Here is a 25,962-nt window from a genome sequence, read left to right on the forward strand (position 1 = left end):
ATCATGCAGATCGCAGACAACGTTTTTATCGTCACAGGCGCAGCGTCGGGACTCGGCGCAGCCACGGCCCACATGTTGGTCAAGGCGGGTGCCAAAGTGATGTTGGTGGACTTGAACGCCGATGCAGTGGCAGCACAAGCACTCAAGCTGGGCGATCAGGCCCGCAGCGCGGTGGCTGATATCAGCCAGGCTGATGCAGCGCAGGCGGCGGTCGAGGCCGCCGTCGCAACGTTTGGTGGCCTCAATGGCTTGGTCAATTGCGCGGGCATTGTGCGCGGCGAAAAGATCCTCGGCAAAAATGGCCCGCACGCGCTGGAAAGCTTCAGCCAAGTCATTAATGTCAATTTGATTGGCAGTTTCAACATGCTGCGTCTGGCGGCTGCGGCCATCGCTCAAACCACTGCAGATGCTGAAGGTGAGCGCGGTGTGATCATCAATACGGCGTCGGTGGCCGCCTTTGAGGGTCAGATCGGTCAGGCCGCGTATGCCGCATCCAAGGGGGCGATTGCCAGCCTCACATTACCGGCGGCCCGTGAGTTGGCGCGGTTCGGCATTCGTGTGATGACCATCGCCCCCGGTATTTTTGAAACACCGATGATGGTGGGCATGACGCCGCAAGTGCGCGAGTCCCTGGCCGCTGGCGTGCCTTTTCCTGCGCGTTTGGGCAAGCCTGACGAGTATGCGTCGCTGGTTCGGCACATCATTGAAAACAGCATGCTCAACGGCGAAGTGATCCGTCTTGATGGTGCTCTGCGCATGGCTGTGAAATAAGGAGAACGAAATGACGTTAGTGAATGATCCGGTGGTAATTGTCAGCGTTGCCCGCACGCCCATGGGTGGCTTTCAAGGCGACTTCAAGGGCCTCACGGCCCCGCAACTGGGTGCAGCCGCGATTCGTGCAGCCGTGGAGCGGGCGGGTATTGCCAGCGATAGCGTCGAAGAGGTGTTGTTTGGTTGTGTGCTGTCGGCAGGCCTGGGGCAGGCGCCTGCCCGTCAGGCCGCGCTGGGTGCCGGGCTGGACAAAGGCACGCGTTGTACCACGCTGAACAAGATGTGTGGCTCGGGCATGGAAGCAACCATTCTGGCGCACGATCGTTTGCTAGCTGGCGGCGTCGATGTGGTGGTGGCAGGCGGTATGGAAAGCATGTCGAATGCCCCTTATTTGCTGGACCGTGCGCGCAGTGGTTATCGCATGGGGCATGGCCGGGTACTGGATCACATGTTCCTCGATGGCCTGGAAGACGCCTACGAACGAGGTCGTTTGATGGGCACGTTCGCTGAAGACTGCGCGCACGCCCATGGCTTCAGTCGTGAAGCGCAAGATGCGTTTGCCGTAGCGTCATTGACCCGCGCTCAGCAGGCGATCAGTGACGGTAGCTTCAGCGCTGAAATCGTGCCGGTGCAGGTCACAGTGGGTAAAGAACAGCGCCTGATCAGCCATGACGAACAACCGCCAAAAGCCAATTTGGCGAAAATTGCGACGTTGAAGCCTGCCTTTCGCGACGGTGGCACTGTCACGGCGGCCAATTCCAGCTCCATTTCTGACGGGGCGGCTGCATTGGTGCTGATGCGCCGTTCACACGCGCAACAACGTGGCCTCACGCCACTGGCCGTGATCCACGGGCATGCGGCGTTTGCCGATGAGCCAAGTTTGTTCCCGACCGCACCGGTGGGCGCGATCAAGCGTCTGATGAGCAAGACCGGCTGGAGCCTGAATGAAGTCGACCTGTTCGAAATCAACGAGGCCTTTGCGGTGGTGAGTCTGGTGACCATGAGCGAACTGGATCTGCCACACAGCAACGTCAATATTCATGGTGGCGCCTGCGCGCTGGGTCACCCGATCGGGGCCTCGGGTGCGCGGATTCTGGTCACGCTACTCTCGGCGTTGCGCCAACAAAAACTCAAACACGGCGTGGCCGCAATTTGCATCGGCGGCGGCGAAGCCACGGCGATTGCTGTGGAATGCCTGTACTAAGGAATTTTTATGCTCCCCACATCCGAACAGTTACACATTCGTGAAGCGGCCCGCCAGTTCGCCCAAGAGCGTTTGAAGCCCTTTGCAGCTGAGTGGGACAAGCAGCATCGTTTTCCTCGCGAAGCCATCACGCAAATGGCCGAGCTGGGGTTCTTCGGCATGTTGGTCCCTGAACAATGGGGTGGTTGTGATACCGGTTATCAGGCTTACGCGATGGCCCTGGAGGAAATCGCCGCCGGGGACGGTGCATGCTCCACCATCATGAGCGTGCACAACTCGGTGGGTTGTGTGCCAATCCTGAAGTACGGTACCGAGCAGCAAAAAAGCGACTTTCTGATGCCTTTGGCCAGCGGCGCCATGCTCGGGGCGTTTGCACTGACCGAGCCTCAGGCCGGTTCTGACGCCAGTGACCTGAAAACCCGTGCTCGGCGTGAAGTTGACGGCTACGTGCTCAATGGCTGTAAGCAATTTATTACCTCGGGGCAAAACGCAGGGGTGGTGATTGTGTTTGCGGTCACGGACCCCGCCGCCGGCAAGCGCGGCATCAGTGCCTTTATCGTGCCCACCGATACGGTGGGTTACAGCGTGGCCCGCGTCGAAGACAAGCTGGGGCAGCACGCCTCCGACACCTGCCAGATCCTGTTTACGGAGATGAAAATCCCGCTGGGCAATCTTTTGGGTGAAGAAGGGCAGGGCTACAAAATCGCGCTGGGCAACCTCGAAGGCGGTCGCATCGGCATTGCCTCACAAGCGGTGGGGATGGCGCGCGCGGCCTTTGAGGCGGCTCGTGATTACGCTCGCGAGCGTGTCACGTTTGGTCAGCCTTTGGTCCAGCATCAAGCCGTGGCCTTTCGTTTGGCAGACATGTCGACTGAAATTGCGGTGGCCCGCCAGATGGTGCAATACGCCGCCGCGTTACGTGACAGCGGGCAATCGGCCTTGGTCGAGGCTTCGCAGGCGAAGCTGTTTGCGTCGGAAATGGCTGAGCGGGTGTGTTCCAAGGCGTTGCAAACCTTGGGGGGGTATGGCTATTTGAGCGACTTCCCGCTGGAGCGCATCTATCGCGATGTGCGGGTGTGTCAGATTTATGAAGGCACCAGCGATATTCAGCGCATGGTCATTTCGCGCAATCTTTGAATTGAGGACCTTATCCATGAGTTACGAAACCTTGCTGTTGGACATTCACGGGCATGTTGGCCTGATTACCCTGAACCGGCCACAGGCGCTCAATGCCTTGAATGCGCAGCTGGTGAGCGAAGTCAATCAAGCGCTGGATCAGTTGGAGGCGAATAACGAGATCGGTTGCATCGTGCTTACGGGGTCTAAAAAAGCCTTTGCGGCCGGGGCCGATATCAAGGAAATGGCCGATCTGACCTACCCGCAAATTTATCTGGACGACCTGTTTTCAGACAGCGAGCGCGTATCGACCCGCCGCAAACCAATTATTGCGGCAGTGGCCGGGTTTGCCTTGGGCGGTGGTTGTGAGCTGGCCATGATGTGCGACTTCATTTTGGCCGGTGATAACGCCAAATTTGGCCAGCCTGAAATCAACCTCGGCGTGTTGCCGGGTATGGGCGGCACGCAGCGCTTGACCCGCGCTGTGGGCAAGGCGAAAGCCATGGAGATGTGCTTGAGCGGGCGCTTGATCGACGCGGCTGAAGCTGAGCGCTCGGGGCTGGTGTCGCGCGTGGTGCCGGTTGACGAATTGGTTGAAGAGGCGTTGAAAGTGGCGGCTTTGATCGCCAAGAAATCCTTGCCGGTATTGATGTTGACCAAAGAATGCGTCAACCGCGCCTTTGAAGTGACCCTGGCAGAAGGCGTGCGCTTTGAACGTCGGGTGTTCCACTCCCTGTTTGCCACTCACGACCAGAAAGAAGGCATGGCGGCTTTCGTGGGCAAGCGTGAAGCGCAGTTCAAGCATCAGTGACGGGTTGTGCCTGAACACCGCGGGGTCTGGATGGCGTGCAAGCGTGCGTCAGCTAAAAGGCCTTAACCCCTCCAGAACCGCATTTGTGCGCTCCTGGAGGGGGCAGGTTCAGATCAGGTAGTTTTTCAGCTCTCGTGCAATCACCATCCGCTGAATCTCGCTAGAACCTTCGTAGATCTGGGTAATGCGCGCATCGCGGTAGTAACGCTCGACCGGGTAATCCTCCAGGTAGCCATACCCGCCGTGAATCTGAATGGCTTTGGAGCACACGTACTCGGCGATCTCCGAAGCAAACAGTTTGGCTTGCGACGCCTCTGACAGACATGGCTTGCCGGCGCTGCGCAGGCGCGCAGCGTGCAGGATCAGCAGGCGCGCAGCATTGAGGCGGGTTTGCATGTCGGCCAGCATGTTGGCAACGCTTTGGTGCTCGATGATCGCTTTATCAAACTGCACGCGATCACGGGCGTAGGCCAATGCGGCTTCAAATGCTGCACGGGCGATCCCCAGCGCTTGCGCGGCAATACCGATGCGACCGCCTTCAAGATTGGACAGGGCAATCGCCAGGCCCTTGCCGCGTTCACCCAGCAAATTGGCTTGCGGCACGGTGCAGTTGCTCAGCGTGACAGCGCAGGTGTCCGAGGCGCGGATGCCCATTTTGTGTTCTGTGCGATCGACGATAAAGCCCGGCGTATCAGTTGGCACCAAGAACGCAGAAAGGCCCTTTTTACCCAGCTCAGGATCAGTGACGGCAAACACGATGGCGAGTTTGGCGCGCTTGCCGTTGCTGACAAACTGTTTGGCGCCGTTGATCACCCAGTGGCCGTCATGCAGTTCTGCGCGGGTACGCAGGTTGTGGGCTTCGGAGCCGGCCTGCGGTTCAGTCAGGCAAAAACAGCCAATGGTTTGACCGCTGGCAAGTTCTGCCAGCCAGGTTTGCTTTTGCGCTTCGTTGCCGTATTTGAGGATCGGGCCACAGCCTACCGAGTTATGAATGCTCATCAGCGCGCCGGTGGCACCATCGCCGGCCGAAATCTCTTCGACCGCCAGGGCGTAGGCTACGTAATCAACATAGGTGCCACCCCATTCTTCTGGTACTACCATGCCGAGCAAACCCAGCTCGCCCATTTTCGCGACCAGAGCGTCGTCAATCCAGCCTGCTTTTTCCCACGCCTGGGCATGTGGCGCGATTTCGCTACGGGCAAAATCACGGGCCATGTCGCGAATCATTACGTGTTCTTCGCTCAGTTCGATGTCCTGCATGGCTCAGACTCCCGCAGGTTTAAAGTTAATGAAAAAACTCGCGACTTTATCCGCATCCAGGGCGTCTAGCGTCGGTGGATTCCAGTGCGGTGTTTTGTCTTTGTCGATAATCAGCGCGCGTATCCCTTCAATCAAATCGCCACGGTCGAACCATTGACGATCCAGGTGCAGCTCCAGCGCGAAACATTGTTCAAGCGGTAGCGCAAGGCCACGGCGCAGCATTTCGAGGGTGACGGCCATGGCCAGAGGCGAGCGGGTGTGCAGCAGGTCAGCCGTTTCATTAGCCCAGGCTTGGTGCGCCGGGTCAGAGGTCGCACGCAGCCGGGCGACGATGTCAGGGACGGTCTGGGCATTGAAGGTGTTATCAATCAGTGTGCGCAGTTTTTTTAGCGGCGGGTCGGGCAGGGTATCGACGGTCAGCCGCTCAAGCTGGGCCTTGAGATCGTCCAGAGGCGCGGAGCGCCATTTCATCGAGTCGAGTGCACGGTCAAGATCGGGCAAGACGCTGCTGACGATGTACCGGTCTGCAAGCCCGCAATACAGCGCGTCACTGGCGCGAATCTGTACACCGCTGACACCCAGATAGGTGCCCAATTGGCCAGGCGTACGGGTCAAAAAATAGCTGCCGCCCACATCCGGGAAATACCCGATGCCGACTTCCGGCATTGCCAGCTTGCTACGCTCAGTGACGACACGCAGATCAGCGCCCTGAACCAGTCCCATGCCGCCGCCCAAGACTAAACCGTCCATCAGCGCCAGAACGGGTTTGGGGTAGTGGTGCAGGGCCAGATCGAGGGCGTATTCCTCTTCGAAGAACGCGGTATGCAGGGAGTTTTTATGGCGGTAGCTGTCGTACAGCGAGCGGATATCACCGCCTGCGCAGAAGGCTTTGTCACCCGCACCGCGCAGAACCACCGCTTTGACGTTGACGTCTTTGGCCCACGTGTCGAGGTGACGCTGAAGTTCGCGCACCATGTTCAGATTGATGGCATTGAGGCCGCTTGGGCGGTTCAGGGTCAGGTGGCCAATATGGTTGCGCACGTGAGCCAGAATTTCGGATTGAACGACCTCAACATACGGTGCCGGTGTGGAAGAAACCTGAGCAGTCATCACTAACTCCCTGCTTTGTCTTGTTTTTAGGGCTGTCCGCAGGCGAACGATGCTCGATGCTAACAGTGCAAATTTGCCCATTACAACCGGAATAAGTGCAGGGCAAACGTGCATATTTGCATGTTGGGGGGGCGTAAATATGTGCTGTTACTGCGCGAGCCAACCCCCATCGACATTCCAGGCGGCGCCGCGCACTTGGCTGGCTGCTTCGCTGCACAGAAATAACACCAACTCTCCCAGTTGAGGCGGCGTCACAAACTCCAGAGAGGGCTGCTTCTCGGCCAGCAGGTCATGTTGGGCCTGATAGGGGTCGATGCCCTGGCTGATGCGTTGATCAATTTGATTTTGCACCAGTGGGGTGAGCACCCAGCCGGGGCAGATGGCGTTGCAGGTGATGTTGCTGGTGGCGGTTTCCAGTCCTACGACTTTGGTCAGACCGATCACGCCATGTTTGGCAGCTACATAGGCCGATTTGCCCGCCGAGCCAACCAGCCCGTGAACCGATGCGATATTGACGATGCGTCCCCAATTGCGCTTGTGCATGCCGGGCAGGGCGAGGCGGGTGCTATGAAACACCGCTGACAGGTTGATGGCGATGATCGCGTCCCAGCGCTCAACCGGGAATTGTTCGACGCTGGCCACATGCTGGATGCCTGCGTTGTTGACCAGAATATCAATGCCGCCGAATTCACGTTCGCCATAGCTGATCATGTCGGCAATCTGGGTGGGGTCGCTGACGTCGGCAGCATGATGGCCAACCCGACCACCGAATTGTTCAACGTCTGCGATGACTTTGCTGGCATCGCCGAACCCGTTGAGTACTACGTCAGCCCCCGCTTTGGCCAGGCTCATCGCAATGCCCAGACCAATGCCACTGGTGGAGCCGGTTACCAATGCAGTTTTACCCTTAAGGCTCATGATCAATTCCCCCAAGTGAGACACGATTCATTCATGAATGAGGAAACGTAGCACGAGGTTAAGGCTGCGGATACGAAACGGCCCACCAAAGGGCGGGCCGTTATCACACAAAACCGCAGAGTTAGTCCTGACGGCTGGTGACTTCTAGCAGGTGGTAGCCGAACTGGGTTTTAACCGGGCCTTGAACCACGTTAATCGGTGCGCTGAACACTACAGTGTCGAATTCTTTAACCATTTGGCCTGGACCAAAAGAACCCAGATCGCCACCTTGACGGCTTGAAGGGCAAGTAGAGTTGGCTTTGGCGACTTCAGCGAAATCAGCGCCGCCTTCGATTTGTGTTTTCAGTTCATTGCACTTGGCTTCGCTGGCAACAAGGATGTGACGGGCGGTGGCTTTAGCCATGAGAGAGTGCTCCTTTCAATAAAGTGGTGAGACTACCGGATTCAGTCCGTTTTTTCTCGGCAAAAGTTCCTGAGATGAATCGCTCTTGGTGCGTCACAGGCCTTTGGCCTTCAGACGCTGGGCATGCTCGACATATAGCTTCACGGGGTCTACGGCTTTTGGGGGGCGCCTGCCTGCCAAGTGATTAATCGTGTCCATGTGGTCCAGCGCGTAATCCGAACGAATGACATGGCCTAAATGCGAGCTGAAACGCCCCACCATTCCGTCGTTTTGTTTGGTTTCATGGGTGAAGAAACGTGCGAAGACCCGGCAGGCATTGTGCAAGGGGTCCAGGATGTTGATCGACTCGGACAGGAGTGACCCTTTAATGATCCCGCTCCAGGAATAATAGAAAACGCCATTGGCCTGTTCCGGGCCCATGCCGCCCCAGACGCCGGGTAAACCTTGCGGGTATTTGCGGTTGAATTGCGCTACGCCTTTTGTCGTCAGCGCATTTAACGCACTGAGTGCATCCTGCGGATTGTTCGGTTGGCCGCTGATGGCGGACATGAACGAGCCAAATGCTGTGGTCAAGGCCGCGACGACCAGCTCTGGACGTTTGCCCGGGGTAAACGCCTGACGCAAACGGTCGGCCAGTTCTGAGCCGTGGTTGGGGCCGCTGACAGAGGTGACGGACGCCACGGCCTGCGGGGCGATAGCGCCTGCATAACGGGAGGTCAGGGCGCCCTGGCTGTGGCCGATCAGGTTGACCTTGGGTGAACCGTAATGACGACAAATGGCGTGTACTTGCTCAAGTAATTGCTCACCGCGTAACTCATTGCTGTTGGCGGCTGATACTTGCGCTACGTAAACAGTGGCACCAGCGTTATTGAGTGCCTGCTTGATGCCTTTGAAATAGTTGAACGGGCCGATGTGGTCGAAGCCAAAAAGCCCGTGCACCAAAACAATCGGGTACTGCGTATGGGCTGACGTATCCATGTCTATGCGCATCCTCGCAAGATGGTTGATCCATAGACAACACCCTAGATGACAACCTGAGCGTTGTTGTGCTGGGGAGTTGGATAGCCTTAGCGGCTCATAAGCCTGGATTAGAGCCTCATTAGCAGCAATCCTGCCGAGGGGGAGCGCATATCTGGCTGGTTGTGCTGAATTGTCAGACCGCTTGAATTGGCCTGCCTGACAGGTACGCTCCTGTTCTTGCGCAACCGCAGGCATGGCAATGCCGGGTTGCGCAGGGGAGCAAGGCTAGCCGATGACGTTGGTCTTTATCCGTTGTTGGCGCAGTTGGGTAGCGGCATTTCGCAATAAGTGCTCGGTCGCCTCCCAGCCAAGGCAGCCGTCGGTCACAGACACGCCGTAGCGCATGTCGTCACTCAGGGGTTGGCAACCTTCGAAGAGATGGCTTTCGAGCATCATGCCGATCACTGAGTCATCCCCCGCGAGCCGTTGCGCAAGCACATCGTTGAAGACGTCGGGTTGGCGCAGCGGGTCTTTGCCGCTGTTGGCATGGCTGCAATCCACCATCAGGCGTACGGAGATGCCATTTTTCTCAAGCCCGGCACGTGCTTTGGCTACATGTGCGCAGTCGTAGTTCGGGCCGCTGTGACCGCCGCGTAATACCAAGTGGGTATCAGGGTTGCCTGGGGTCAAGACTATGGCCGGATGGCCTCGATCATCCACGCCGAAGTGTCGATGGCTATGTGCCGCGGAACGCATGGCATCGCAGGCAATGGAAACCCCGCCATCGGTGCCGTTTTTGAAGCCTACGGGCAGGTCAAGGCCACTGGCCATTTCCCGGTGTATCTGTGATTCGGTTGTGCGTGCGCCAATCGCCACCCAGCCCAGCAAGTCGTCGAAGTATCCAGCAGCAATGGGTTGCAACAGTTCGGTGGCAACAGGCAGCCCCATGCGCAACATTTCGATCATCAATTCTCGCGACAGTGTGAGGCCGTGGGCCATATCATCGCTGCCGTCCAGATGGGGGTCGTAGGCCAGACCTTTCCATCCCACCGTGGTGCGCGGTTTTTCGATGTAGGCACGCATCACCAACAGCACGTCCTTGCTGATATCGCGGGACAGAGCCGCCAGATGGCTGGCGTATTCAAGGGCTGATTGAGGGTCGTGGATAGAGCAGGGGCCGACCACAATCAACAGTCGGGCGTCTTCACCGTTGAGGATGGCGCGGATGGCTTGGCGTTGTTCGCTGACCTGATTGCACAACAGTGTGCTCAGCGGCAATTGCTGCTTGAGTTGCGCTGCGCTGGGCAGGCGTTGGGTCAAGACGTTTTTGCTTTCTGGGGTAGCGGTGGGTAGTGCGCAGGCGGTTGCGTTCATGATGTGAGCTTCCTGGGCAGGCGGCGGGATTTCCCGCGCGCTCGGCCCTAGTGGGGTGTTCGACGATTGACCGGACAGGTCGTGAGTTCATGCTTGCCACCAATGTGGGTCCGTTCGGAGGCGGCAGACTGTCCCGAACGACGGCTGATAAATCGCCATGCAGTGCAAAGGTCGAAGCGGTAATAAGTGGCGTAGTTCATGGGTTAAATCCTCAAATTAATAAATTGTTAGGGCCTGAAAAAACAAAACCCCCGGTCGGGGAGCCGACCGGGGGTGAGAATTCTCTGGTAGGCGACCCCTGAAACATGGGCGCCGGTTGGGTATCAGGCGCGCCAGTGGCTAAACCAATACCCAAAATAAAATCGTGCAGCGCAGAGCGTGTTGTTCGCGCACACAGCGCCAACCGAGCGCGAAACGCTGGCGATCTGGCAAATGTCTGAGTGGGCGTGGTGCAACATGGCTGCTCTCCGATGAATGGCTCGAAGCTTACTCGAGACAAGTCAACCGATTCAATCAAAAAATGCTATGAGCCGTTGTAGCGGGGGCTATGAGTGGCGAATTCATGAATAGTCAGATCAAGGATTTAGCGTTGAACAGTCCCTGGATCGTGTGCAGCTGACGGCTTTGTCCGCATGGCTCAATTCTAAAGCGGGTGGTATTTGCATTAAGGCGCATACTCAACTGAGGGAATCACTTTTCGCCATAGCCTCTGCTGGAGCAGGAATGATTCCATCCTTCATGCCCAACAGTACCGCCACTTTGTGGGCTTCTCCGCGCTTTCCTTTTTTGCGCCCGGCGAGCACTTGATACGTGGTTGCCGGGTCAACGCCGTGTTCTCGAGCAAACTCTTGAACCGACTTTCCTTGATGCTCCAGCCATGCCTTGGCTTGTGCGGCAGTACGAATTCCGGTCATAGTTCAAAACCGTTCAAAGTTGTTTAATATTTTTTGATTATACCATCCGGGCGGGTGTTTAAAATGGGAACTTACATCCAAATGAGTGGAATTGGTTCGCGGTTGAGGCAAGAGAGAGAGCGACTGGGTATGTCGCAGAAAGCTTTTGGCATAATCGGTGGCGTTGAAGCAAATGCACAGGGCAAATATGAAAATGGCGATCGCGCACCCAAGGCAGATTATTTATCGCGGGTGGCTGAGCGCGGTGTAGATGTACTTTTTGTGTTGACGGGCAGTCCAACGCCGACATTGGTCGATAATCTGAGTCAGGTAGAAGAGAAGGTGCTGGTCAGTTACCGCGTGCTGCAAAAGGAGGATCAGGATGCTATTCGCCGCTTGACGACTACATTGGCCGACTTGACGGTGATCCATTCAGTTAAAAATCGTCATGAGCCGAGTGACGCTTAAACCCATGAACACGGGCGGCTTATAGGCTCATCTTGTTTTTGCGGGGGGTGACGTTGCAGGTAAATAGGTTGGTTCAATTGTTTTTTGCTAAGGTGTCGGCAACCAACGAAGACCAATTTACGAGGTGTCGACTTGATTCGGGTTCTAGTGGTCGATGACCATGATCTTGTGCGTACAGGCATCACACGAATGCTGGCTGATATCGATGGCTTGCAGGTAGTAGGTCAGGCCGAGTCCGGCGAAGAGTCATTGATCAAGGCTCGTGAACTGAAACCGGATGTCGTCCTGATGGATGTCAAAATGCCTGGCATTGGGGGTCTGGAGGCGACACGCAAAATGATGCGTAGCCATCCCGATATCAAAGTAGTTGCGGTGACCGTCTGTGAAGAAGACCCGTTTCCTACGCGCTTGCTGCAAGCAGGCGCTGCTGGCTATATGACCAAAGGTGCTGGCCTGGCTGAGATGGTTCAGGCCATACGCCTGGTGTTCGCGGGCCAGCGCTACATAAGTCCGCAGGTGGCTCAGCAGTTGGCGCTCAAGTCATTTCAGCCTGCCAGCGACTCTCCCTTTGACGCCTTGTCCGAACGTGAAATCCAGATTGCCCTGATGATCGTCGGCTGCCAAAAAGTGCAGGTCATCTCCGATAAGTTATGCCTGTCCCCCAAAACGGTGAATACCTACCGTTATCGGATCTTTGAAAAACTTTCGGTTAAAAGTGATGTTGAACTGGCCTTGTTGGCTGTTCGCCACGGCATGGTAGATGCTGGTTGACGATGACTGACGTGTTTGATTCAAGTGCCTTTCTTTCGACGTGCAGCGGTCGTCCTGGCGTATATCGCATGTTCGATCGCGACGCTCGCCTGCTTTACGTGGGCAAGGCCAAGAACCTGAAAAAGCGTTTGGCCAGCTATTTTCGAAAAGCCGGGCTGGCCCCCAAAACAGCTGCGCTGGTCTCGCGCATCGCTCAGATCGAAACCACGATCACCGCCAACGAAACCGAAGCCTTGTTGCTTGAACAGACGCTGATCAAAGAATGGCGTCCGCCGTACAACATTCTGCTTCGTGACGATAAATCGTATCCCTATGTATTTCTGTCTGATGGTCAATACCCGCGCCTGAGCATTCACCGTGGCGCCAAGAAACCCAAGGGTAAGTATTTTGGGCCATATCCCAGTGCGGGTGCGATTCGAGAAAGTTTGAGCCTTTTGCAAAAGACTTTCCTGGTGCGTCAATGCGATGACAGCTACTTCAAAAATCGAACCCGGCCTTGTCTGCAATATCAGATCAAGCGCTGCAAGGGACCGTGCGTCGGCCTGGTTGAACCGCAGGAATACGCTGAGGACGTGCGTCACTCGGTGATGTTCCTTGAGGGGCGCAGCAGCGCACTGACCGACGAATTGAACAGTGCCATGGAGCAGGCCGCCAGCACTTTGGACTTTGAGCGTGCCGCCCAAATACGCGATCAGATCTCATTGTTGCGCCGTGTCCAGGACCAGCAAAGTATGGAAGGCGGCAATGGCGATGTGGATGTGATCGCCGCATTTGTGAACCCCGGTGGTGCCTGCGTGCACTTGATCAATGTGCGGGGCGGGCGGGTGTTGGGTAGCAAGAACTTCTTTCCACAAGTGGGCATTGAGGAGGAGGTGGCCGAAGTCATGGCGGCCTTTCTTGGGCAGTACTACATCAGCAGCCCTGAGCGTGACTTGCCAGGCGAATTGATCGTGAACGTCGAGCACGAGAGCTTTGAAGCCATCAGCGCGGCCATAGAGGAGCTGCGCGGGCGGGAAATGGCAATCAGCTATCGAGTACGCGGTACGCGTGCGCGCTGGCAACAATTGGCCGTGACCAACGCCGAGCAGGCGTTGAGTGCTCGCTTGGCTAATCGCCAGCATGTAGCGGCGCGTTTTGAAGCGCTGGCCAAGGTGCTCAAGCTGGATGAAATTCCGCAGCGGCTGGAATGCTATGACATCAGCCACTCAAGCGGGGAGGCCACTGTTGCCTCTTGCGTCGTTTTCGGGCCTGAAGGCCCAATCAAGTCAGACTACAGGCGTTTTAACATTGAGGGCGTCACCGCAGGTGATGACTACGCCGCCATGCGTCAGGCCCTGATGCGCCGCTTTAGTCGACTCAAAGAGGGTGAGGGCAAGTTGCCGGATATTCTGCTGGTCGACGGTGGTAAAGGGCAGATGTCCATGGCCCGGGAAGTGCTGAATGAATTGGCGGTTCCCGACCTCATCTTGCTGGGTGTTGCCAAAGGGACAACGCGTAAGGCCGGTTTCGAAACCTTGTACCTGAATGATTCAGCTCACGATTTCACCCTGAAGGGGGATTCTCCGGCTTTGCATTTGATTCAGCAAATACGCGACGAAGCTCACCGTTTTGCCATTACCGGGCACCGCGCTCGTCGCGGAAAAACCCGTAGAACCTCCACGCTGGAAGGCATTGCAGGGGTAGGCCCGACGCGCCGCCGAGATTTATTGAAACATTTTGGTGGATTACAAGAGCTGTCTCGTGCAAGCATCGAGGAGATCGCCAAAGCACCCGGGATCAGTAAAAAGCTCGCTGAGTTGATTTATGCAAATCTGCACAGCGAGTAGAATGCCACCTCACCTCGTAGCCAGTTGTGCCGATGAATATCCCTAATTTGATCACCGTACTACGCGTTCTTCTGATTCCTATCTTCATCCTGTTGTTCTACCTCCCCTACAGCTGGAGCTATGTTGCCTCCAGTTCTGTCTTTGCATTTGCGGCGGCAACGGATTGGCTGGACGGGTATCTGGCCCGGCGATTGGAGCAAAGTACCCCCTTTGGTGCCTTCCTCGACCCGGTGGCAGACAAATTGATGGTGGCTGTTGCCCTGGTGTTGTTGGTGCAAGAGCACCATAACGTCTGGCTGACCTTGCCGGCCGCCGTAATCATTGGTCGTGAGATCGTGATTTCTGCTCTGCGCGAGTGGATGGCCGAGTTGGGCGCGCGAGCACAAGTTGCCGTATCCAACATGGGCAAATGGAAAACCGCCGCACAGATGCTGGCACTCGTGATTTTGCTCGCTAACCCCTCAGATTTCAGCTTTTGGGTGGTTGTCGGATATGGCCTGTTGTTGGTCGCTGCCGGGTTGACGTTGTGGTCGATGCTCCAATATTTGCGGGCTGCCTGGCCACATTTGAAAACCACTTCAGGAAAATAAAATAAAACTTATTGAATCAAGGGGTTGACGCATTCTTTTAAAACTATAGAATGCGCACCACCAAGACGCGGGAATAGCTCAGTTGGTAGAGCACGACCTTGCCAAGGTCGGGGTCGCGAGTTCGAGTCTCGTTTCCCGCTCCATATATCGATCTACAGAGTTCCACGGAAGTCTGTAAGTCATTGAAAATAGACGCTTCGGCGTCTTTTTTCGTTCCAGTGCAATCCATCGAAAACCAGCGTATCCGGACTTTTTTAGTCCAGAAATTAGTCCATGAAATCCGAGTGGTCGCGGTGCGGTTTGTTTCTGGAGAGGAGCGTTTGAGGTAACGAGCATCTATCCCTGAATCCTCTATTCAGGAGCTCGTACTATGGCGTTCTCAGATGCAACGGTTCGCTGGTCACTGTCGTCGAACACCAGTTGGTTATGGCCATTGCCGTCAAAGCCCTGGGTTTTGAACCCGGACAACGCCGCCGCATTGCGATGCAAATTGTCGCCTGCACCGCCACCGTGCCAGGCCGGGCTGTTGCCACCGGCGAGATTGGCTTCGGCGCTGGGGCGCTGGGGCGCTGATCGCTGGCATTTTCATACACTGACAGTTTGCTCTCGCTAGGGGCGCCACCCGGCGTCGGGGGAACACCGCCTTCGCCGCGGCCATTGTATAGCGCCTTGGAAATGATCGGCCGGTCGATGCCGCTGTTGACGAAATGCACCAGGACTTCCTGGCCACTGCGCGGCAGAAATTGAGCGCCGAAGCCTTTGCCAGCGAAGGCTTGGCCGACACGGATCCAGCAAGCACCGCTGTCGTTTTCGGCCTGCCAATGAAAGCGCACCCTGACGCGACCCAATGCATCGCAGTGCACAGGCCCGCTGCTGCCTGGCGTGGTTTCACCTTCGGGGCCAACGACCAAGGCTGTCTGCGGCCCATGAGCGGTCGGGCGTGGATTCAGGCGTTGGCCTGTGCCGTCCACGAGGGTAGGGCGCCAACGTTGGGTGTGCAGTACCGCGCGAAATTGCTGTGCGAAGCCACTGCGGTCTGCTTCACGGAGCACTTCTGCGTCGAACGTTTCCAGGCGCAGCAATGCCGCAGTATCAGCATCCAGCTCAGGAACTCCAAACTCCAGATTATTGATACCGTAGCTGCGTACCTCGGTGAACAGAAAATCCTGCATATCACGCATATGTTCGGCAGCGGCCCAGGGCGTCTCACCGAGATGGAACCGTGTGCCGGTCCGGGCGCTGCGCACGGTACCTCGGCCCTGCCAAGACGCTTGTTCAGTGTGCATCGCTTCGATATGCAATCGGGTGTAATGCTCGGCTTCGCTGAGATTGGCGAAGGCGTAGTTGCCCACCGGGTCATAGCTTTCCAGGTCTTCGCGTTCGGGGCCGATGGGGCGCGAGGCGCTGATGGCCTGGCGACTTTTATAGTCGCAGCTCAATAGCGTGACGCGGTGGTTGCCCAATTGATGGATGCGGCCCATGAACTGAATGGTGTCCTGTTCTTCTGTCGCATCGGCGCGGTGAAAGCGTAAGCCGGTGGCGCCGGAGGAAGTAGGGTCTTCAGGTAGCATGGGGCTGTCACCGAAGATGACCAGGCGGTGTCCGGATGGGCTCAGTTCATCTTCGACGAAGCAGTAGCCCAAGCCTTCCTCGGCCAGCAGGCGCTGCACGAAATCAAAGTCACTTTCGCGGTACTGCACGCAATAGCTGCGGGGGCGCACCGCGCTGAGCAGTTGCACGGCGTCGCTGGTAAAGCGCCAGCTGGCGTAGTCCGTATACGCTGTGAATACCTGGTCGATGATCTCCTGCACGGTCTTGTCTTGAAACACCCTTGAGCGGAAGCTCTGGGTCAGAACCCACAGCCAAGGCACCAGTTGCACATGATAGCGGGTCAGCGCGCCGTCGCTGCCGGTGCGCCGCACCACATTGACCAGCCCGCTGCGCCGGCACTGATGGCCATCCGCCAGGGTGGTCAGCAGTGTGAGCTTTTGGCCGAGGAGGGTGTTGAGCGGCAACATGTGGTCGCTGGTCAAGGCCAGTACATCCCAACGGTAAAGGTCGGACAGCAGTTCATAACCGGACCAACGCTCTACATGAAGTTGGTCTAGTGTTGATTCAAGCGAGTGCAGGCGTGTGTGACTGATAATGATCGGTGCAGTTGTGCTCATCGGCATTGAAATCCATGTCGTACGCTTTCCCCTGCTGCTAAACGAAAGTTTTAGGCGCAGGCTTGTCTGGCGGAAAAAACACAGTGATGATTATCTGGCTTAGTTTCTGACTGGGCGTAGTGTAATCATTTACATCAGAATATTGCATCACTGGCAGGGGGTTTTAGTGTCTGATCTTGAAATTTTGTTGCGCTCTATAAATGGCTTACACGGAAAGGGAAAAGATCTTACATATTCGTCTGAGTTTGATGAAATACAAAAACTCCGGGAGTTTGATGATCCAACATTAGAGCAAGGTGAGTGGGTTGCCGATCTTAAAGTCGCCAATTGGCCGGAAGTAGTTAAACGGTGTTCGAAACTGTTACGAGAGGACAGTAAAGACCTGCGTGTTGCAGGATGGCTGACGGAGGGTTGGGTCTACACCCAGGGATTCTCAGGGTTGGCCCAAGGCTACAGCTTGATTGCAGGGTTGGTTGAGCAGTACTGGGACGACTTGTTTCCCGCCATTGAGGACGGAGACGATGTTGAGCAGCGGGTTGGTTGTTTGGCGTGGGTGCTCAAGCAGAGCTTGCGCTGGGTGTCCTCAATTTCTGTGGTGGATGATGGCGTGCGGCCGTACACGCTCTCTGACTATGCCGTGGCGCATCAGCGATCTGGCGGTGCTCGTCTTGGGGATGCCGAGCATGTAACGCTGGAGCAATTGGAGCGTGCCAGGGCTGCAACGCCGGTAGAGTTTTATCAGCACCAGTGGCTTGCGGTTCAGGAGGCAGTCGTTGCGCTAAGTCGTCTGGAGCATCAGGCAGAGGTGCGTCTAGGCGATCGGACGCCCAGGTTTGCTGCAATCCGAGAGACGTTGGACTCCGCTTGCAGCAGTATTCAGCGGTTTGCCAAAGAAGCGGGTGTGGATGTGCGTGGAGGGGAAGAGTCGAAAGTTCCAGTGCTTGAGCAGCACTCCAGTCACTTGCCTCCTCCTCCCGCTGCGCCGTCAGTAACTGATGCTCAGGTTGTGGTGTCAGGCATTTCTTCGCGCGTGGAGGCGCTGAATCGGCTGCGCGAGGTGGCAAATTACTTTCGTCAGGCTGAGCCCCACAGTCCGGTGGCTTACATGGCAAACCAAGCGGCCGAATGGGGGGAGATGCCCTTGCATGAGTGGCTCAAGGTGGTGCTGAAGGATGACGCCGCACTGGCTCGTCTGGAGCATGTACTGGGTGTGGCCAAGGCTGTCGAAAGTGGCGGCTGACCTCTGGGTTTACTGGTGGTCAAGGCGAGGGGCACAAGCTCACCGAGCCCGAAAGGTCGGCGCAAATACGCTGACGACAGTCAATGCCCGCTTCGGTGTTGGCTGCCGGGCAGGCTTTGATACGTTCTTGCAAGGCTTTGCGAGTAGGTGGGGGGAGCTCGTTGTCCGGGCTTTCGATATAGCTCATCAGAGCAATCAGCACGTCTACATCGCTGGCGCGAGGTGAGGATGCTGTGCTGTTTGCTGAGCGTGAGGCAGGGGTTGTGTAGTAAGGTTTTGCGGCTTGGGTAGGTGGTGTTTTGTTGGGGGGTGGGCTGGCGCGGGTGGTGCTGATGAGGTTCGTGGGCTGCTCCGTAGGGGCTTCGTTAAAAATCTGGGCGGACTCACTGATCATTGGCGGTGGCGTTTGCTCACTCATGGACGGCGAATGGTCGGGGGCATCTGTGCTGCTGACGGTGTAAGCCTCTGCGGGGTTTTCAGCCACTTGAGGCGCCGAATCGAACACCCAGGCCACGCCGGTTGCGAGTGTCAGCGCGATGATGCTCAGCCAAATGTACAGAGTCTTTCTTGAGCGGGTGCTGGACTGGCCTGCATTGTTAATCGGGCGAATATTGGGAGTGCTGCCTTCTTGAGCATCCGCTAGCAAGCTGGGCGCTTTTGAATGTGCGTTACTTGATGTCACGGCGTCGATTCCGGTATTTGGCGGCTGTTTCGCCAGTGAGGTGGTGTGCGCTTATTTGCGGGCTGGCAAGTTTGAGTGGCGCAAAATGTTGCCAGGGATTTAGGCGCAGCTCTATTTAATTTTCAATACTGTCATTTTGATAGTTCGTCATATTGGCGTCGCCGTTTGACGCTGGCTCTATATTTTTATTCGAGGCGGGTTGTATACTTCATGCTATTGCTCGTAGTTTTTTGTTCGACCGCAAGTGCGATTGGCTACTTGTGGTTTTTGTTGTTTCCTGAAAGCGTATCGGCATATTTAAACTCGATAGGTCGACTCCTGAAGTGCTGTAGGAAGTTTCTATTTGCTAGGTTGGAAAGTTCTGCTTCTGTTTCGGGTAGTAGTGTTGTTCGCCTTGGATTTAATTGTAGGCGCTGGTTATTGCCAATAGTTCATTACCAACGGCTCCTTTGGCTAATGCTTCTCTTGCTGCTGTTGCCGCCCGCATTGGTTTTCAACTTGCGTGGGACGGTGGAGCTCGAAGGGTATGGCAGCGATGTTCATCGTGGAGAGGCGCCAAGCTTGATTGCAGAGCTGTTGCGTGGTGAGCGTTTGGTGCCGCCTCGCGCGTTGCCGCCGCAGGTGTTCACCTCCCGAGAGGTAGAGCGAATTCGACCCCGTACCGGCGCGGCAGACAGGTCATGGGACAAGATGGATGCCGACTTCGTCCAGCGACTACTGGTGGTTTACAAGGTGATGTTGGAGCGCCATGGGTACGAAATGGTGTTGCTAGAGGGCTATCGCAGCCCGGAACGGCAAGACGTTCTTGGCCTCTTGCCAGGAACGACCAATGCCAAGGCCTGGCAGAGCTACCACCAATACGGTCTGGCGGCGGACAGTGCGTTTTTGCGAGAGGGGACGTTGGTGATTACCGAGAAAGACCCTTGGGCAATGCGCGGATACGAGTTGTACGGGCAGGTGGCTGAAGAGCTGGGTTTAACCTGGGGAGGCCGCTGGAAACTGATGGATTTCGGGCATGTGGAACTGCGCACTGCCGGCCGTGGGCCGTCGGCCAGATCCACGCCTTAACCCTGAGCTGATGCAGTGCTTGGGCCTACATGGAGAGCCAAGATGACGCGACCTTTGATTGTAAAAGGGGATACGACCAGCCACGGCGGGATGGTGATGGAGGCCAGTGACGATTCGACGATCAACGACAAGGGCATTGCCCGCGTAGGTGATCTGGTGGCTTGTCCTGTCCATGGCCCCACAGTGATTACGACTGGCGACGGCGACTATGAGGTGGATGACAAAGCGTCGGCCCGCGACGGTGATCTCACCACATGTGGCGCCGTCTTGATTGCAGGCCAATCCACGACGTACAGGCCGTAAGTGTATGGCGAGCAGGAATGGAATCTGATGTTTAAACGAGTCCTTGGCTACAAAACGCTGTGGGTAGTATTGGTCTTTGCCGCTAGTTGGGGCTTTACCCTGTGGTCCTGGCGTGACCATTACCGTCTGCCGACGGCGGAAGACATTATCGCCCACTTTTTGGTGATACCCACGGCGCTTTGCCTGGGGTATTGGGGGGTGTACCTGGGAGTTGAGTGGCTGAAGCGCCGCCGACAGCCGGGGCCGGCAGAGTATCTGGCTGATGTTGAGCCGATGCTGGCCGCTGAACACGTCATGCCAGTTCAGATACAGGATTGGAGTCTGTATTTGCCGCTTGGCGATGAGCCTGCCGGGGTTATCGAAGCCTTGAAGGCGCGTGACCGACCGGCTCTTCACCCCACACTGAAAGACACAAACGGGTTCCCACGTCGTATTGCCTGGATTGATGCCTTGAGCACTGAGGATTTCATCGAATCAGGGCAAGACGATCCGTTACCCATCGATGTCCGACGCGCACTACTGTTGGCTTCGGAGGTTCTCGAACCTTTGCTGATGCGCCACCTGGAGCGCGACAGTATCGATGGGAGCGAGCTTCGAAGTCCCTTGCCTGTGCATGTCCTTGTCCCCACTCGCTGGTCGATCAATACTCAAACAACAGCACGCCAATGGTTGGTATCAGCCTTTACGCCGTTCTCTGAGCATGGCCTGGAATGCCCCGTGTTTATTCACGGTGCGAGCGACACTCGCCAGGTGCTGAGTTTTATCGAGCAGTTGCGCCATACCGAGGGTTTGGACGCGAAGTCCCATCTACAGGTCGTGGTCGCCATTGTTTCGTTTACCCAAGACGATGCGCTACTTGAGGCGCTGCCGGAGGTGTCCGGAGAGGGGGCGTGCGCGCTTTTGCTCGCGTGTGGGCTTCCCGCGACCACTGGGCCCGTCTCGGCGATTGTTCATCCTTTTCGCAGCGAGCAACGGGCGCAATCGGCCGACCTGCCCGGAAAGGTGCGAGCCGCGACGCTCCAGCACCTGCTCGAGCAATACAGCATGGACCTTCCACTGGTCAGTGTGGTGATTGCCGATGCGGATCAGCGTACCTCTCGGCAGACCGAACTCTTGGCTGCTTTGCATACAAAGCTTCCCGAGTTGGACCCTATCGATGAATGCCTGAGTTTGCCGGTGTGCTGTGGGGAGATGGGTGCAGTGACAACGCTGGCCTCATTGGCATTAGCCGCGTCAAACAGCCTCGAGACGCAGCAGGAAACCCTGCTGGTGTCGGTTCAGGATCCCTTTTGGCGAGCGGTCTGCCGCATCCAGCCCTCGCCGCCACGGGCTCCAAAGCCTCTTCAAGACTTCGCATGAATTTGCGTATCACGTTAGCCCCGGGAATTGTTCACCATGATTAACCGCCTCTCCGCTTTTTTCTCCAACTCTCGTGTGCTCGCTGTTCTCGGGCTCTTGATCGTTGCAGGCTTGCTCCTTCTTAATGCTGCCACGTTGAAAAAAGTGCTCCTTGCGCTCTTGGTATTGACGCTTGTCGCATTGGCGGCCGCTTGGTTGTGGCGGCGAATAGTGGCCAAGAAGTCGGCTGCGGCGTTGCATCAGATGGTTGCCGGTGGAGAAGGAGAGACTCCAGAGTTGCGCCAACGGCTTGAAGAGGCACTCCGCGCGATCAAATCCTCGCGACTTGGTCGGCGCAGCGGGTCAGAGGCACTGTACGAATTGCCGTGGCTGATGGTGATCGGCAACCCGGCAGCGGGTAAAAGCACAGCGGTCTTGAACTCCGGGTTGACCTTTCCCTTCAATGATCAAAAAGGCTCTGCGCTGCAGGGGATCGGCGGTACGCGCAATTGCGATTGGTACTTCACCACTGAAGGCATCCTGCTGGATACCGCCGGGCGCTATTCGGTGCAGGACGAGGACCGGGGGGAGTGGTTGACGTTCCTGAGCCTGTTGCGTAAACACCGCCCACGCGCGCCGATCAACGGGATTATTATCGCGGCCAGCGTTGCCGAGCTGACCGGAAATTCGCCGGAATTTGCGATCGATTTGGCCAAAAAGCTGCGCCAACGTATTCAGGAGCTAACCGAGCGCCTTGAGGTGGTCGCTCCGGTCTACGTGGTGTTCACCAAGGTCGACTTGATCAATGGTTTTAATGATTTTTTCCAGACGCTGGAACCTCAGGAACGAGAAAAAGTGTGGGGGGCCACCTTCGCTTTCAACTCCCAAACAGGTCTGGAGGCTGTCAGCCAGTTTGACCAGCACTTCGATGAGTTGTGTGACGGCCTCAAAGAGATGAGTCTGGCGCAGATGGCGCTTAACCGTGGGGGTGTCCAGGCACCGGGGCTGTTGACCTTGCCGCTGGAGTTCAAAGGCATCAAGGCCAGCCTGAGCACGTTCTTGATGGCGCTGTTCGAGGAAAATCCTTATCAGTACAGGCCGGTATTTCGAGGTTTTTACTTCACCAGTGCTGTCCAGGAAATTGCCAGCGTTTGCGGCATGTCCAACGAAATTGCGCGGCGTTTTGGTCTGAGCGCGGCGCAACAATCAAATGTGCCTGGTGAAGACCCGCAGTTGTCCCGCCACAGCTACTTCCTCCTGGATCTGTTCCGCAAGGTGGTGTTCGTCGACCGGGAGTTGGTGCGCCAGTATTCCAGTCGTTCACGGACTCGAAAACGTTCTGTAGCGTTCCTCGGTACCGCGTTGTTGCTCGGCGGTAGCTTGGCGGGTTGGACATGGTCCTACACCAACAATCAACAGCTGGTAAGCAACGTCCAGGCCGATTTGCGTAAGGCCCAGGACATTCAGAAGGATCGTATCGACCTGCAGTCGCGCCTTGAAGCATTGCAGGTGATTCAAGACCGGCTGGGCCAGCTACAAAAATACCGTGATGATCATCCGTTGATGCTGGGGCTGGGCCTCTATCAGGGTGCAGCACTGGAAGCCAAATTGCGTCATGAGTATTTCCAGGGGATGCGGCAGGTGATGCTGACTCCGGTGGCCGAGCAGCTGGAATCCTACCTGCGCCAGGTCAGTGCGAACTCTACTGCACTGAAGCCAGCGCAATCGACTGCCGCGGTCAGCGCAAATTCTGTCGGGGTTTACCAGGCCCCATCGCCGAGTAATGTTCAGGATGCTTACAATGCCCTGAAAGCGTATTTGATGCTGGGCACGGCCGAACGCGTAGAACCCGCACACCTGAGTGACCAGCTCACCCGTTTCTGGCGCCTCTGGCTGGAAGACAATCGCGGTGGTATGGACCGCGAAGACATGGCGCGCCGTGCAGAACGCTTAATGAGTTTCTATATCCGCCAATCCAATGCACCCGACTGGCCCGTCCTGGATACCAAGGTCACCTTGACTGATGACTCTCGTCGTACGCTCAGTAGCGTGATGCAAGGGCTGCCGGCGCGAGACAGAGTCTATGCAGAGCTCAAAGCCAGGGCTGCCACACGTTATCCGAGTGTGACAGTTGCGGGATTGCTGGGGGAGGGTGACAAGATCTTTGCTGGGAGTTATGCCATTTCTGGCGCCTTCTCTCGAGAGGCGTGGGAAGGCTATGTGAAACAAGCCATTCGCGACGCTTCTCATAAAGAGCTGACCACCACGGACTGGGTGCTGCAGAGCGCGCGTGCGGATGACCTGACGCTGTCAGGTAGTCCAGAGCATATCCAAAAAGAGCTGGAGCAGTTGTATACCCAGGAATACATCGCAGAGTGGCGAAAATTTCTGCAAGGCATCACGGTTGCCAGCTTTTCCAGCTTCAGTGACGCCAGTGCGGCGATGAACCAGCTGGGTGATCCGCAGAACTCACCTATGCGCAAGCTGATGGAGGCGATCTACCGGCAAACATCGTGGGACAACCCCTCGCTGATCAATGAGGGTCTCAAAACGGCTAAGGGTGGATTTTTGAGTTGGTTCTCCAAGGCCCCTGCCGAAGCGCAGGCGTTGGCGCGCGACAATGCCGGAGAAATTCCGGTCGGGCCTGTGGGTCTTGAGTTCTCCGGGATTGCTCGACTGATGGTGGCTCGCGACAGCGCGCCGTCACTGCTGCAAAGCTACCTGCAAAACCTGTCTGGCATTCGTACGCGTTTGAATGCCATCCAGACCCAGGGTGACCCTGGGCCAGGTGCCCGTGAGTTGATGGTGCAGACGCTGGATGCGAGCCCCACCTCCGAGTTGTCTGCTGGGCTCAGGCTGGTCGATGAGCAATTGCTGTCCAGCATGGAGGATGGCCAGCGTCGCACGTTACGGCCGCTGTTGTTATGGCCGATGATCCAAACCTTCGGCGCACTGATTCCACCGACTCACAACGAGATCAACAAGGTCTGGAAAGCCCAGGTTCATGAGCCTTTCCAACAAACCTTAGCGGGCAAGTACCCCTTTGCCCCTGCAGGGCAAATTGAAGCAGGCACTTCCGAAATTTCCCAGGTGTTTGGTCCACAAGGGTCTATCGCGCAATTTGTTAACGACAGCCTCGGCCCCTTGGTGATCCGTCGCGGAAACAGCCTGGTCAGCAAGCAATGGGCTGATGTCGGGCTGAGCCTCTCGCCGTCCTTGATGACCAATTTTGCGCAATGGGTGGCTCCGTTAGGCCAAACGGCTGAAGGCGGGGCGCTGGTGACGTTCCAGGTATTGCCGGGTTCTGCCGCGGGGTTCAGTGAGTACAGCGTGCTCGTAGGTGATCAACAGCTGCGTTATCGCAACACCCCCGCTCAGTGGAACAACTTTGTCTGGGATAGCAGCAAGCCCAATCAAACCGCCAAAGTCAGTGTGGTGACCTACGACGGAAGGGCGATCGACCTTCAGAGCTTCGTCGGTCAAAACGCGCTAGGCCAATTGATTCAAAGTGCTCAGAGTCGACAAAACGCTGATGGCTCTTACGAGCTTCAGTGGCGTCAAGACGATTGGGTTGTACCTGTCACCATGAAGATCATCAGTAATCCGCGCGCCAATGCCGATGGCAGCCAGCGCAAAGGGTTGGATGGTACTCAACTGCCGCTGGCTGTCGTTGGTCTGGATGCGACCTTGGAGGAGCGGCCATGACCTCGGACGATCTGATGTTACCCATCAGTTACTTTGGTAAATTGCCAGCGCAGGGGGATTTTTTAAGGGCTGCGAACAATCACCGTCCGTTGATTGCCATTCTCGATCGCTGGGCAACTGAGGGGTTGGATTTGCTCGCCCAAGACGTTGCCTGGAAATCTCTCTATGACAGCGCACCTGGGTTTAACTTTGCCTTTATGGGGTCTCGCCATCGGTCGGTGATCGGTGGGCATCTGTTGCCCAGTGTCGACGCGAGCGGCCGGCGATTTCCATTTATGGCCGGTGTTGCCTTTGAAGTGGCAAAACCGTTGGAGTTTCTTGCGCGCAGCCCATTGGCGTTCACCCGAATGTGGTCGCACCTGGGCCGTGAACTGTCGTTGGCGAAGCAGGCAGGTGAGCCGGCACCCATCCTGAATGAACTGAGTGTGTATAAGGCCAACCTTACGGTCAGCTCCGACACGCTACACCATACCTTTGCCGGCTTTCTGCAAGCGCAGACGATGGGCTCGCTACAGCAGATGCTCAACACGGCCGGGCACCAGGTTGATGTTCGGCGTATCTTGCTGGCCCTTGGTTTGCTGCTACGTCCGGTCATGAGCACGGGCGCGCCAAAAATGGGTAAGGGTTTGCGCTTGCCACTCCCATCCGATCCGCTCCACCGGCATCTGGTTTCGGCATTTTGGCTCGATTTGATCGCCGAGTTTTTGGGGCGAGCAGATTTTGAGTTGATGCTGCTGCAACGTGGCGAACATCAACCGACGATGACACTGGGTTTTGGTGGCGCCTCCGCCCGTGGGCTTTACGGTGTCATCGATCCGCGAATTGAAGAGCAAGACACCATCTGGCTTGCAGACCCTCAGTGGGTCGAGCAAGAGGTCAACGCGAGCTACGCATTGAAAAAAATGTCTACCTACACCAGTCAGCCGGAGCTTTCCTTGAGCACCGCCAGACACACCTTTCGCGAAATTTTTTTGGGGTTATGA

General features: G+C 56.7%; 23 protein-coding genes and 1 tRNA gene. 15 read left to right on the top strand and 9 right to left on the bottom strand.

Translation table 11 applies throughout. From position 1 onward, the window contains the following. Nucleotides 1-3 precede the first annotated feature (3 nt). Genes TU86_RS16990 through TU86_RS17005 form a run of 4 tightly spaced genes read left to right on the top strand, consistent with a single transcriptional unit; the run spans nt 4 to nt 3,902 of the window. Entirely contained in the window at nt 4-771 is a 768-nt protein-coding gene (locus TU86_RS16990) for an SDR family NAD(P)-dependent oxidoreductase (RefSeq protein WP_048365479.1), read from the top strand. 10 nt (nt 772-781) lie between these two features. Next, nucleotides 782-1,975, top strand: coding sequence for an acetyl-CoA C-acyltransferase (locus tag TU86_RS16995; protein ID WP_048365480.1), 1,194 nt, complete (start codon nt 782-784; stop codon nt 1,973-1,975). A gap of 9 nt (nt 1,976-1,984) precedes the next feature. Further along, nucleotides 1,985-3,112, top strand: a complete 1,128-nt coding sequence (locus tag TU86_RS17000) for an acyl-CoA dehydrogenase (RefSeq protein WP_048365481.1) — start codon at nt 1,985-1,987, stop codon at nt 3,110-3,112. A gap of 16 nt (nt 3,113-3,128) precedes the next feature. Continuing rightward, nucleotides 3,129-3,902: an enoyl-CoA hydratase gene (locus TU86_RS17005; protein WP_048365482.1), complete on the top strand. Its 774-nt coding sequence runs from the start codon at nt 3,129-3,131 to the stop codon at nt 3,900-3,902. A gap of 108 nt (nt 3,903-4,010) precedes the next feature. Here the strand turns inward: TU86_RS17005 and TU86_RS17010 are convergent, their stop codons facing one another. The 7 genes from TU86_RS17010 to TU86_RS17040 all read right to left on the bottom strand — a co-directional run bounded on the left by TU86_RS17010 (nt 4,011) and on the right by TU86_RS17040 (nt 10,841). Continuing rightward, complete coding sequence (locus TU86_RS17010; RefSeq protein ID WP_048365483.1) at nt 4,011-5,162, bottom strand: acyl-CoA dehydrogenase family protein; 1,152 nt, start codon at nt 5,160-5,162, stop codon at nt 4,011-4,013. 3 nt (nt 5,163-5,165) lie between these two features. Further along, the gene (locus TU86_RS17015; RefSeq protein WP_048365484.1) at nt 5,166-6,272 is read right to left on the bottom strand and encodes an enoyl-CoA hydratase/isomerase family protein; all 1,107 of its coding nucleotides are present in this window, start codon (nt 6,270-6,272) and stop codon (nt 5,166-5,168) included. 147 nt (nt 6,273-6,419) lie between these two features. Beyond that, nucleotides 6,420-7,190 carry a 3-hydroxybutyrate dehydrogenase gene (locus TU86_RS17020; protein ID WP_082152912.1) on the bottom strand — a complete coding sequence of 257 codons (771 nt, stop codon included), beginning with the start codon at nt 7,188-7,190 and terminating at the stop codon, nt 6,420-6,422. A 121-nt stretch (nt 7,191-7,311) separates the two neighbouring features. Then, complete coding sequence (locus tag TU86_RS17025) at nt 7,312-7,593, bottom strand: peptidylprolyl isomerase (protein WP_048365485.1); 282 nt, start codon at nt 7,591-7,593, stop codon at nt 7,312-7,314. Nucleotides 7,594-7,686: 93 nt separating this feature from the next. Further along, nucleotides 7,687-8,571, bottom strand: a complete 885-nt coding sequence (locus tag TU86_RS17030; RefSeq protein ID WP_048365486.1) for a lipase family alpha/beta hydrolase — start codon at nt 8,569-8,571, stop codon at nt 7,687-7,689. 267 nt (nt 8,572-8,838) lie between these two features. Next, the gene (locus tag TU86_RS17035; RefSeq protein WP_048365487.1) at nt 8,839-9,927 is read right to left on the bottom strand and encodes a 3-deoxy-7-phosphoheptulonate synthase; all 1,089 of its coding nucleotides are present in this window, start codon (nt 9,925-9,927) and stop codon (nt 8,839-8,841) included. Between the two features lie 677 nt (nt 9,928-10,604). After that, entirely contained in the window at nt 10,605-10,841 is a 237-nt protein-coding gene (locus TU86_RS17040) for a DNA-binding protein (RefSeq protein ID WP_048365488.1), read from the bottom strand. Nucleotides 10,842-10,922: 81 nt separating this feature from the next. Here TU86_RS17040 and TU86_RS17045 point away from each other — a divergent pair, with 81 nt between their 5' ends. The 5 genes from TU86_RS17045 to TU86_RS17065 all read left to right on the top strand — a co-directional run bounded on the left by TU86_RS17045 (nt 10,923) and on the right by TU86_RS17065 (nt 14,618). Beyond that, complete coding sequence (locus TU86_RS17045) at nt 10,923-11,288, top strand: helix-turn-helix domain-containing protein (protein WP_048365554.1); 366 nt, start codon at nt 10,923-10,925, stop codon at nt 11,286-11,288. A 132-nt stretch (nt 11,289-11,420) separates the two neighbouring features. After that, entirely contained in the window at nt 11,421-12,059 is a 639-nt protein-coding gene (gene gacA / locus TU86_RS17050) for a response regulator transcription factor GacA (protein ID WP_047273603.1), read from the top strand. A gap of 2 nt (nt 12,060-12,061) precedes the next feature. Continuing rightward, a complete protein-coding gene (gene uvrC / locus TU86_RS17055) occupies nt 12,062-13,885 on the top strand; it encodes an excinuclease ABC subunit UvrC (RefSeq protein ID WP_048365489.1) in 1,824 nt (607 codons plus the stop codon). Nucleotides 13,886-13,917: 32 nt separating this feature from the next. Continuing rightward, the gene (pgsA, locus tag TU86_RS17060; RefSeq protein ID WP_048365490.1) at nt 13,918-14,475 is read left to right on the top strand and encodes a CDP-diacylglycerol--glycerol-3-phosphate 3-phosphatidyltransferase; all 558 of its coding nucleotides are present in this window, start codon (nt 13,918-13,920) and stop codon (nt 14,473-14,475) included. A 67-nt stretch (nt 14,476-14,542) separates the two neighbouring features. Then, a tRNA-Gly gene (locus TU86_RS17065) sits at nt 14,543-14,618 on the top strand. A 225-nt stretch (nt 14,619-14,843) separates the two neighbouring features. Here the strand turns inward: TU86_RS17065 and TU86_RS17070 are convergent. Continuing rightward, a complete protein-coding gene (locus TU86_RS17070; RefSeq protein WP_053076046.1) occupies nt 14,844-16,643 on the bottom strand; it encodes a type VI secretion system Vgr family protein in 1,800 nt (599 codons plus the stop codon). 166 nt (nt 16,644-16,809) lie between these two features. Here TU86_RS17070 and tssA point away from each other — a divergent pair, with 166 nt between their 5' ends. Then, nucleotides 16,810-17,883 (top strand): type VI secretion system protein TssA, encoded by a 1,074-nt coding sequence (tssA, locus tag TU86_RS17075; RefSeq protein WP_048365491.1) that lies wholly within the window; start codon nt 16,810-16,812, stop codon nt 17,881-17,883. 19 nt (nt 17,884-17,902) lie between these two features. Here the strand turns inward: tssA and TU86_RS17080 are convergent, their stop codons facing one another. Beyond that, nucleotides 17,903-18,565 carry a hypothetical protein gene (locus TU86_RS17080; protein ID WP_157395916.1) on the bottom strand — a complete coding sequence of 221 codons (663 nt, stop codon included), beginning with the start codon at nt 18,563-18,565 and terminating at the stop codon, nt 17,903-17,905. 456 nt (nt 18,566-19,021) lie between these two features. Between TU86_RS17080 and TU86_RS17085 the strand changes: the two genes are divergently transcribed. The 5 genes from TU86_RS17085 to tagF are packed head-to-tail and all read left to right on the top strand — an operon-like array spanning nt 19,022 to nt 25,962. Beyond that, complete coding sequence (locus tag TU86_RS17085; protein ID WP_088500072.1) at nt 19,022-19,633, top strand: M15 family metallopeptidase; 612 nt, start codon at nt 19,022-19,024, stop codon at nt 19,631-19,633. Between the two features lie 42 nt (nt 19,634-19,675). Continuing rightward, on the top strand, nt 19,676-19,936 hold the full coding sequence (locus tag TU86_RS17090; RefSeq protein ID WP_048365494.1) for a PAAR domain-containing protein: 261 nt from the start codon (nt 19,676-19,678) through the stop codon (nt 19,934-19,936). A gap of 27 nt (nt 19,937-19,963) precedes the next feature. Beyond that, a complete protein-coding gene (locus tag TU86_RS17095) occupies nt 19,964-21,295 on the top strand; it encodes a hypothetical protein (RefSeq protein WP_048365495.1) in 1,332 nt (443 codons plus the stop codon). A 36-nt stretch (nt 21,296-21,331) separates the two neighbouring features. Next, nucleotides 21,332-24,979 (top strand): type VI secretion system membrane subunit TssM, encoded by a 3,648-nt coding sequence (gene tssM, locus TU86_RS17100; RefSeq protein ID WP_048365496.1) that lies wholly within the window; start codon nt 21,332-21,334, stop codon nt 24,977-24,979. Beyond that, on the top strand, nt 24,976-25,962 hold the full coding sequence (gene tagF, locus TU86_RS17105; protein ID WP_048365497.1) for a type VI secretion system-associated protein TagF: 987 nt from the start codon (nt 24,976-24,978) through the stop codon (nt 25,960-25,962). The genes tssM and tagF overlap by 4 nt, the downstream gene beginning before the upstream one ends.

This window comes from Pseudomonas weihenstephanensis, assembly GCF_001043055.1.
GTDB classification, from domain to species: Bacteria; Pseudomonadota; Gammaproteobacteria; order Pseudomonadales; family Pseudomonadaceae; genus Aquipseudomonas; species Aquipseudomonas weihenstephanensis.

Bases quoted from the DNA above. Each gene is read 5' to 3' on its own strand.
- TU86_RS16990 (WP_048365479.1), top strand. From the start codon at position 4: ATGCAGATCGCAGACAACGTTTTTATCGTCACAGGCGCAGCGTCGGGA.
- TU86_RS16995 (WP_048365480.1), top strand. From the start codon at position 782: ATGACGTTAGTGAATGATCCGGTGGTAATTGTCAGCGTTGCCCGCACG.
- TU86_RS17000 (WP_048365481.1), top strand. From the start codon at position 1,985: ATGCTCCCCACATCCGAACAGTTACACATTCGTGAAGCGGCCCGCCAG.
- TU86_RS17005 (WP_048365482.1), top strand. From the start codon at position 3,129: ATGAGTTACGAAACCTTGCTGTTGGACATTCACGGGCATGTTGGCCTG.
- TU86_RS17010 (WP_048365483.1), bottom strand. From the start codon at position 5,162: ATGCAGGACATCGAACTGAGCGAAGAACACGTAATGATTCGCGACATG.
- TU86_RS17015 (WP_048365484.1), bottom strand. From the start codon at position 6,272: ATGACTGCTCAGGTTTCTTCCACACCGGCACCGTATGTTGAGGTCGTT.
- TU86_RS17020 (WP_082152912.1), bottom strand. From the start codon at position 7,190: ATGAGCCTTAAGGGTAAAACTGCATTGGTAACCGGCTCCACCAGTGGC.
- TU86_RS17025 (WP_048365485.1), bottom strand. From the start codon at position 7,593: ATGGCTAAAGCCACCGCCCGTCACATCCTTGTTGCCAGCGAAGCCAAG.
- TU86_RS17030 (WP_048365486.1), bottom strand. From the start codon at position 8,571: ATGGATACGTCAGCCCATACGCAGTACCCGATTGTTTTGGTGCACGGG.
- TU86_RS17035 (WP_048365487.1), bottom strand. From the start codon at position 9,927: ATGAACGCAACCGCCTGCGCACTACCCACCGCTACCCCAGAAAGCAAA.
- TU86_RS17040 (WP_048365488.1), bottom strand. From the start codon at position 10,841: ATGACCGGAATTCGTACTGCCGCACAAGCCAAGGCATGGCTGGAGCAT.
- TU86_RS17045 (WP_048365554.1), top strand. From the start codon at position 10,923: ATGAGTGGAATTGGTTCGCGGTTGAGGCAAGAGAGAGAGCGACTGGGT.
- uvrC (WP_048365489.1), top strand. From the start codon at position 12,062: ATGACTGACGTGTTTGATTCAAGTGCCTTTCTTTCGACGTGCAGCGGT.
- pgsA (WP_048365490.1), top strand. From the start codon at position 13,918: ATGAATATCCCTAATTTGATCACCGTACTACGCGTTCTTCTGATTCCT.
- TU86_RS17070 (WP_053076046.1), bottom strand. From the start codon at position 16,643: ATGAGCACAACTGCACCGATCATTATCAGTCACACACGCCTGCACTCG.
- TU86_RS17085 (WP_088500072.1), top strand. From the start codon at position 19,022: ATGCTTCTCTTGCTGCTGTTGCCGCCCGCATTGGTTTTCAACTTGCGT.
- TU86_RS17090 (WP_048365494.1), top strand. From the start codon at position 19,676: ATGACGCGACCTTTGATTGTAAAAGGGGATACGACCAGCCACGGCGGG.
- TU86_RS17095 (WP_048365495.1), top strand. From the start codon at position 19,964: ATGTTTAAACGAGTCCTTGGCTACAAAACGCTGTGGGTAGTATTGGTC.
- tssM (WP_048365496.1), top strand. From the start codon at position 21,332: ATGATTAACCGCCTCTCCGCTTTTTTCTCCAACTCTCGTGTGCTCGCT.
- tagF (WP_048365497.1), top strand. From the start codon at position 24,976: ATGACCTCGGACGATCTGATGTTACCCATCAGTTACTTTGGTAAATTG.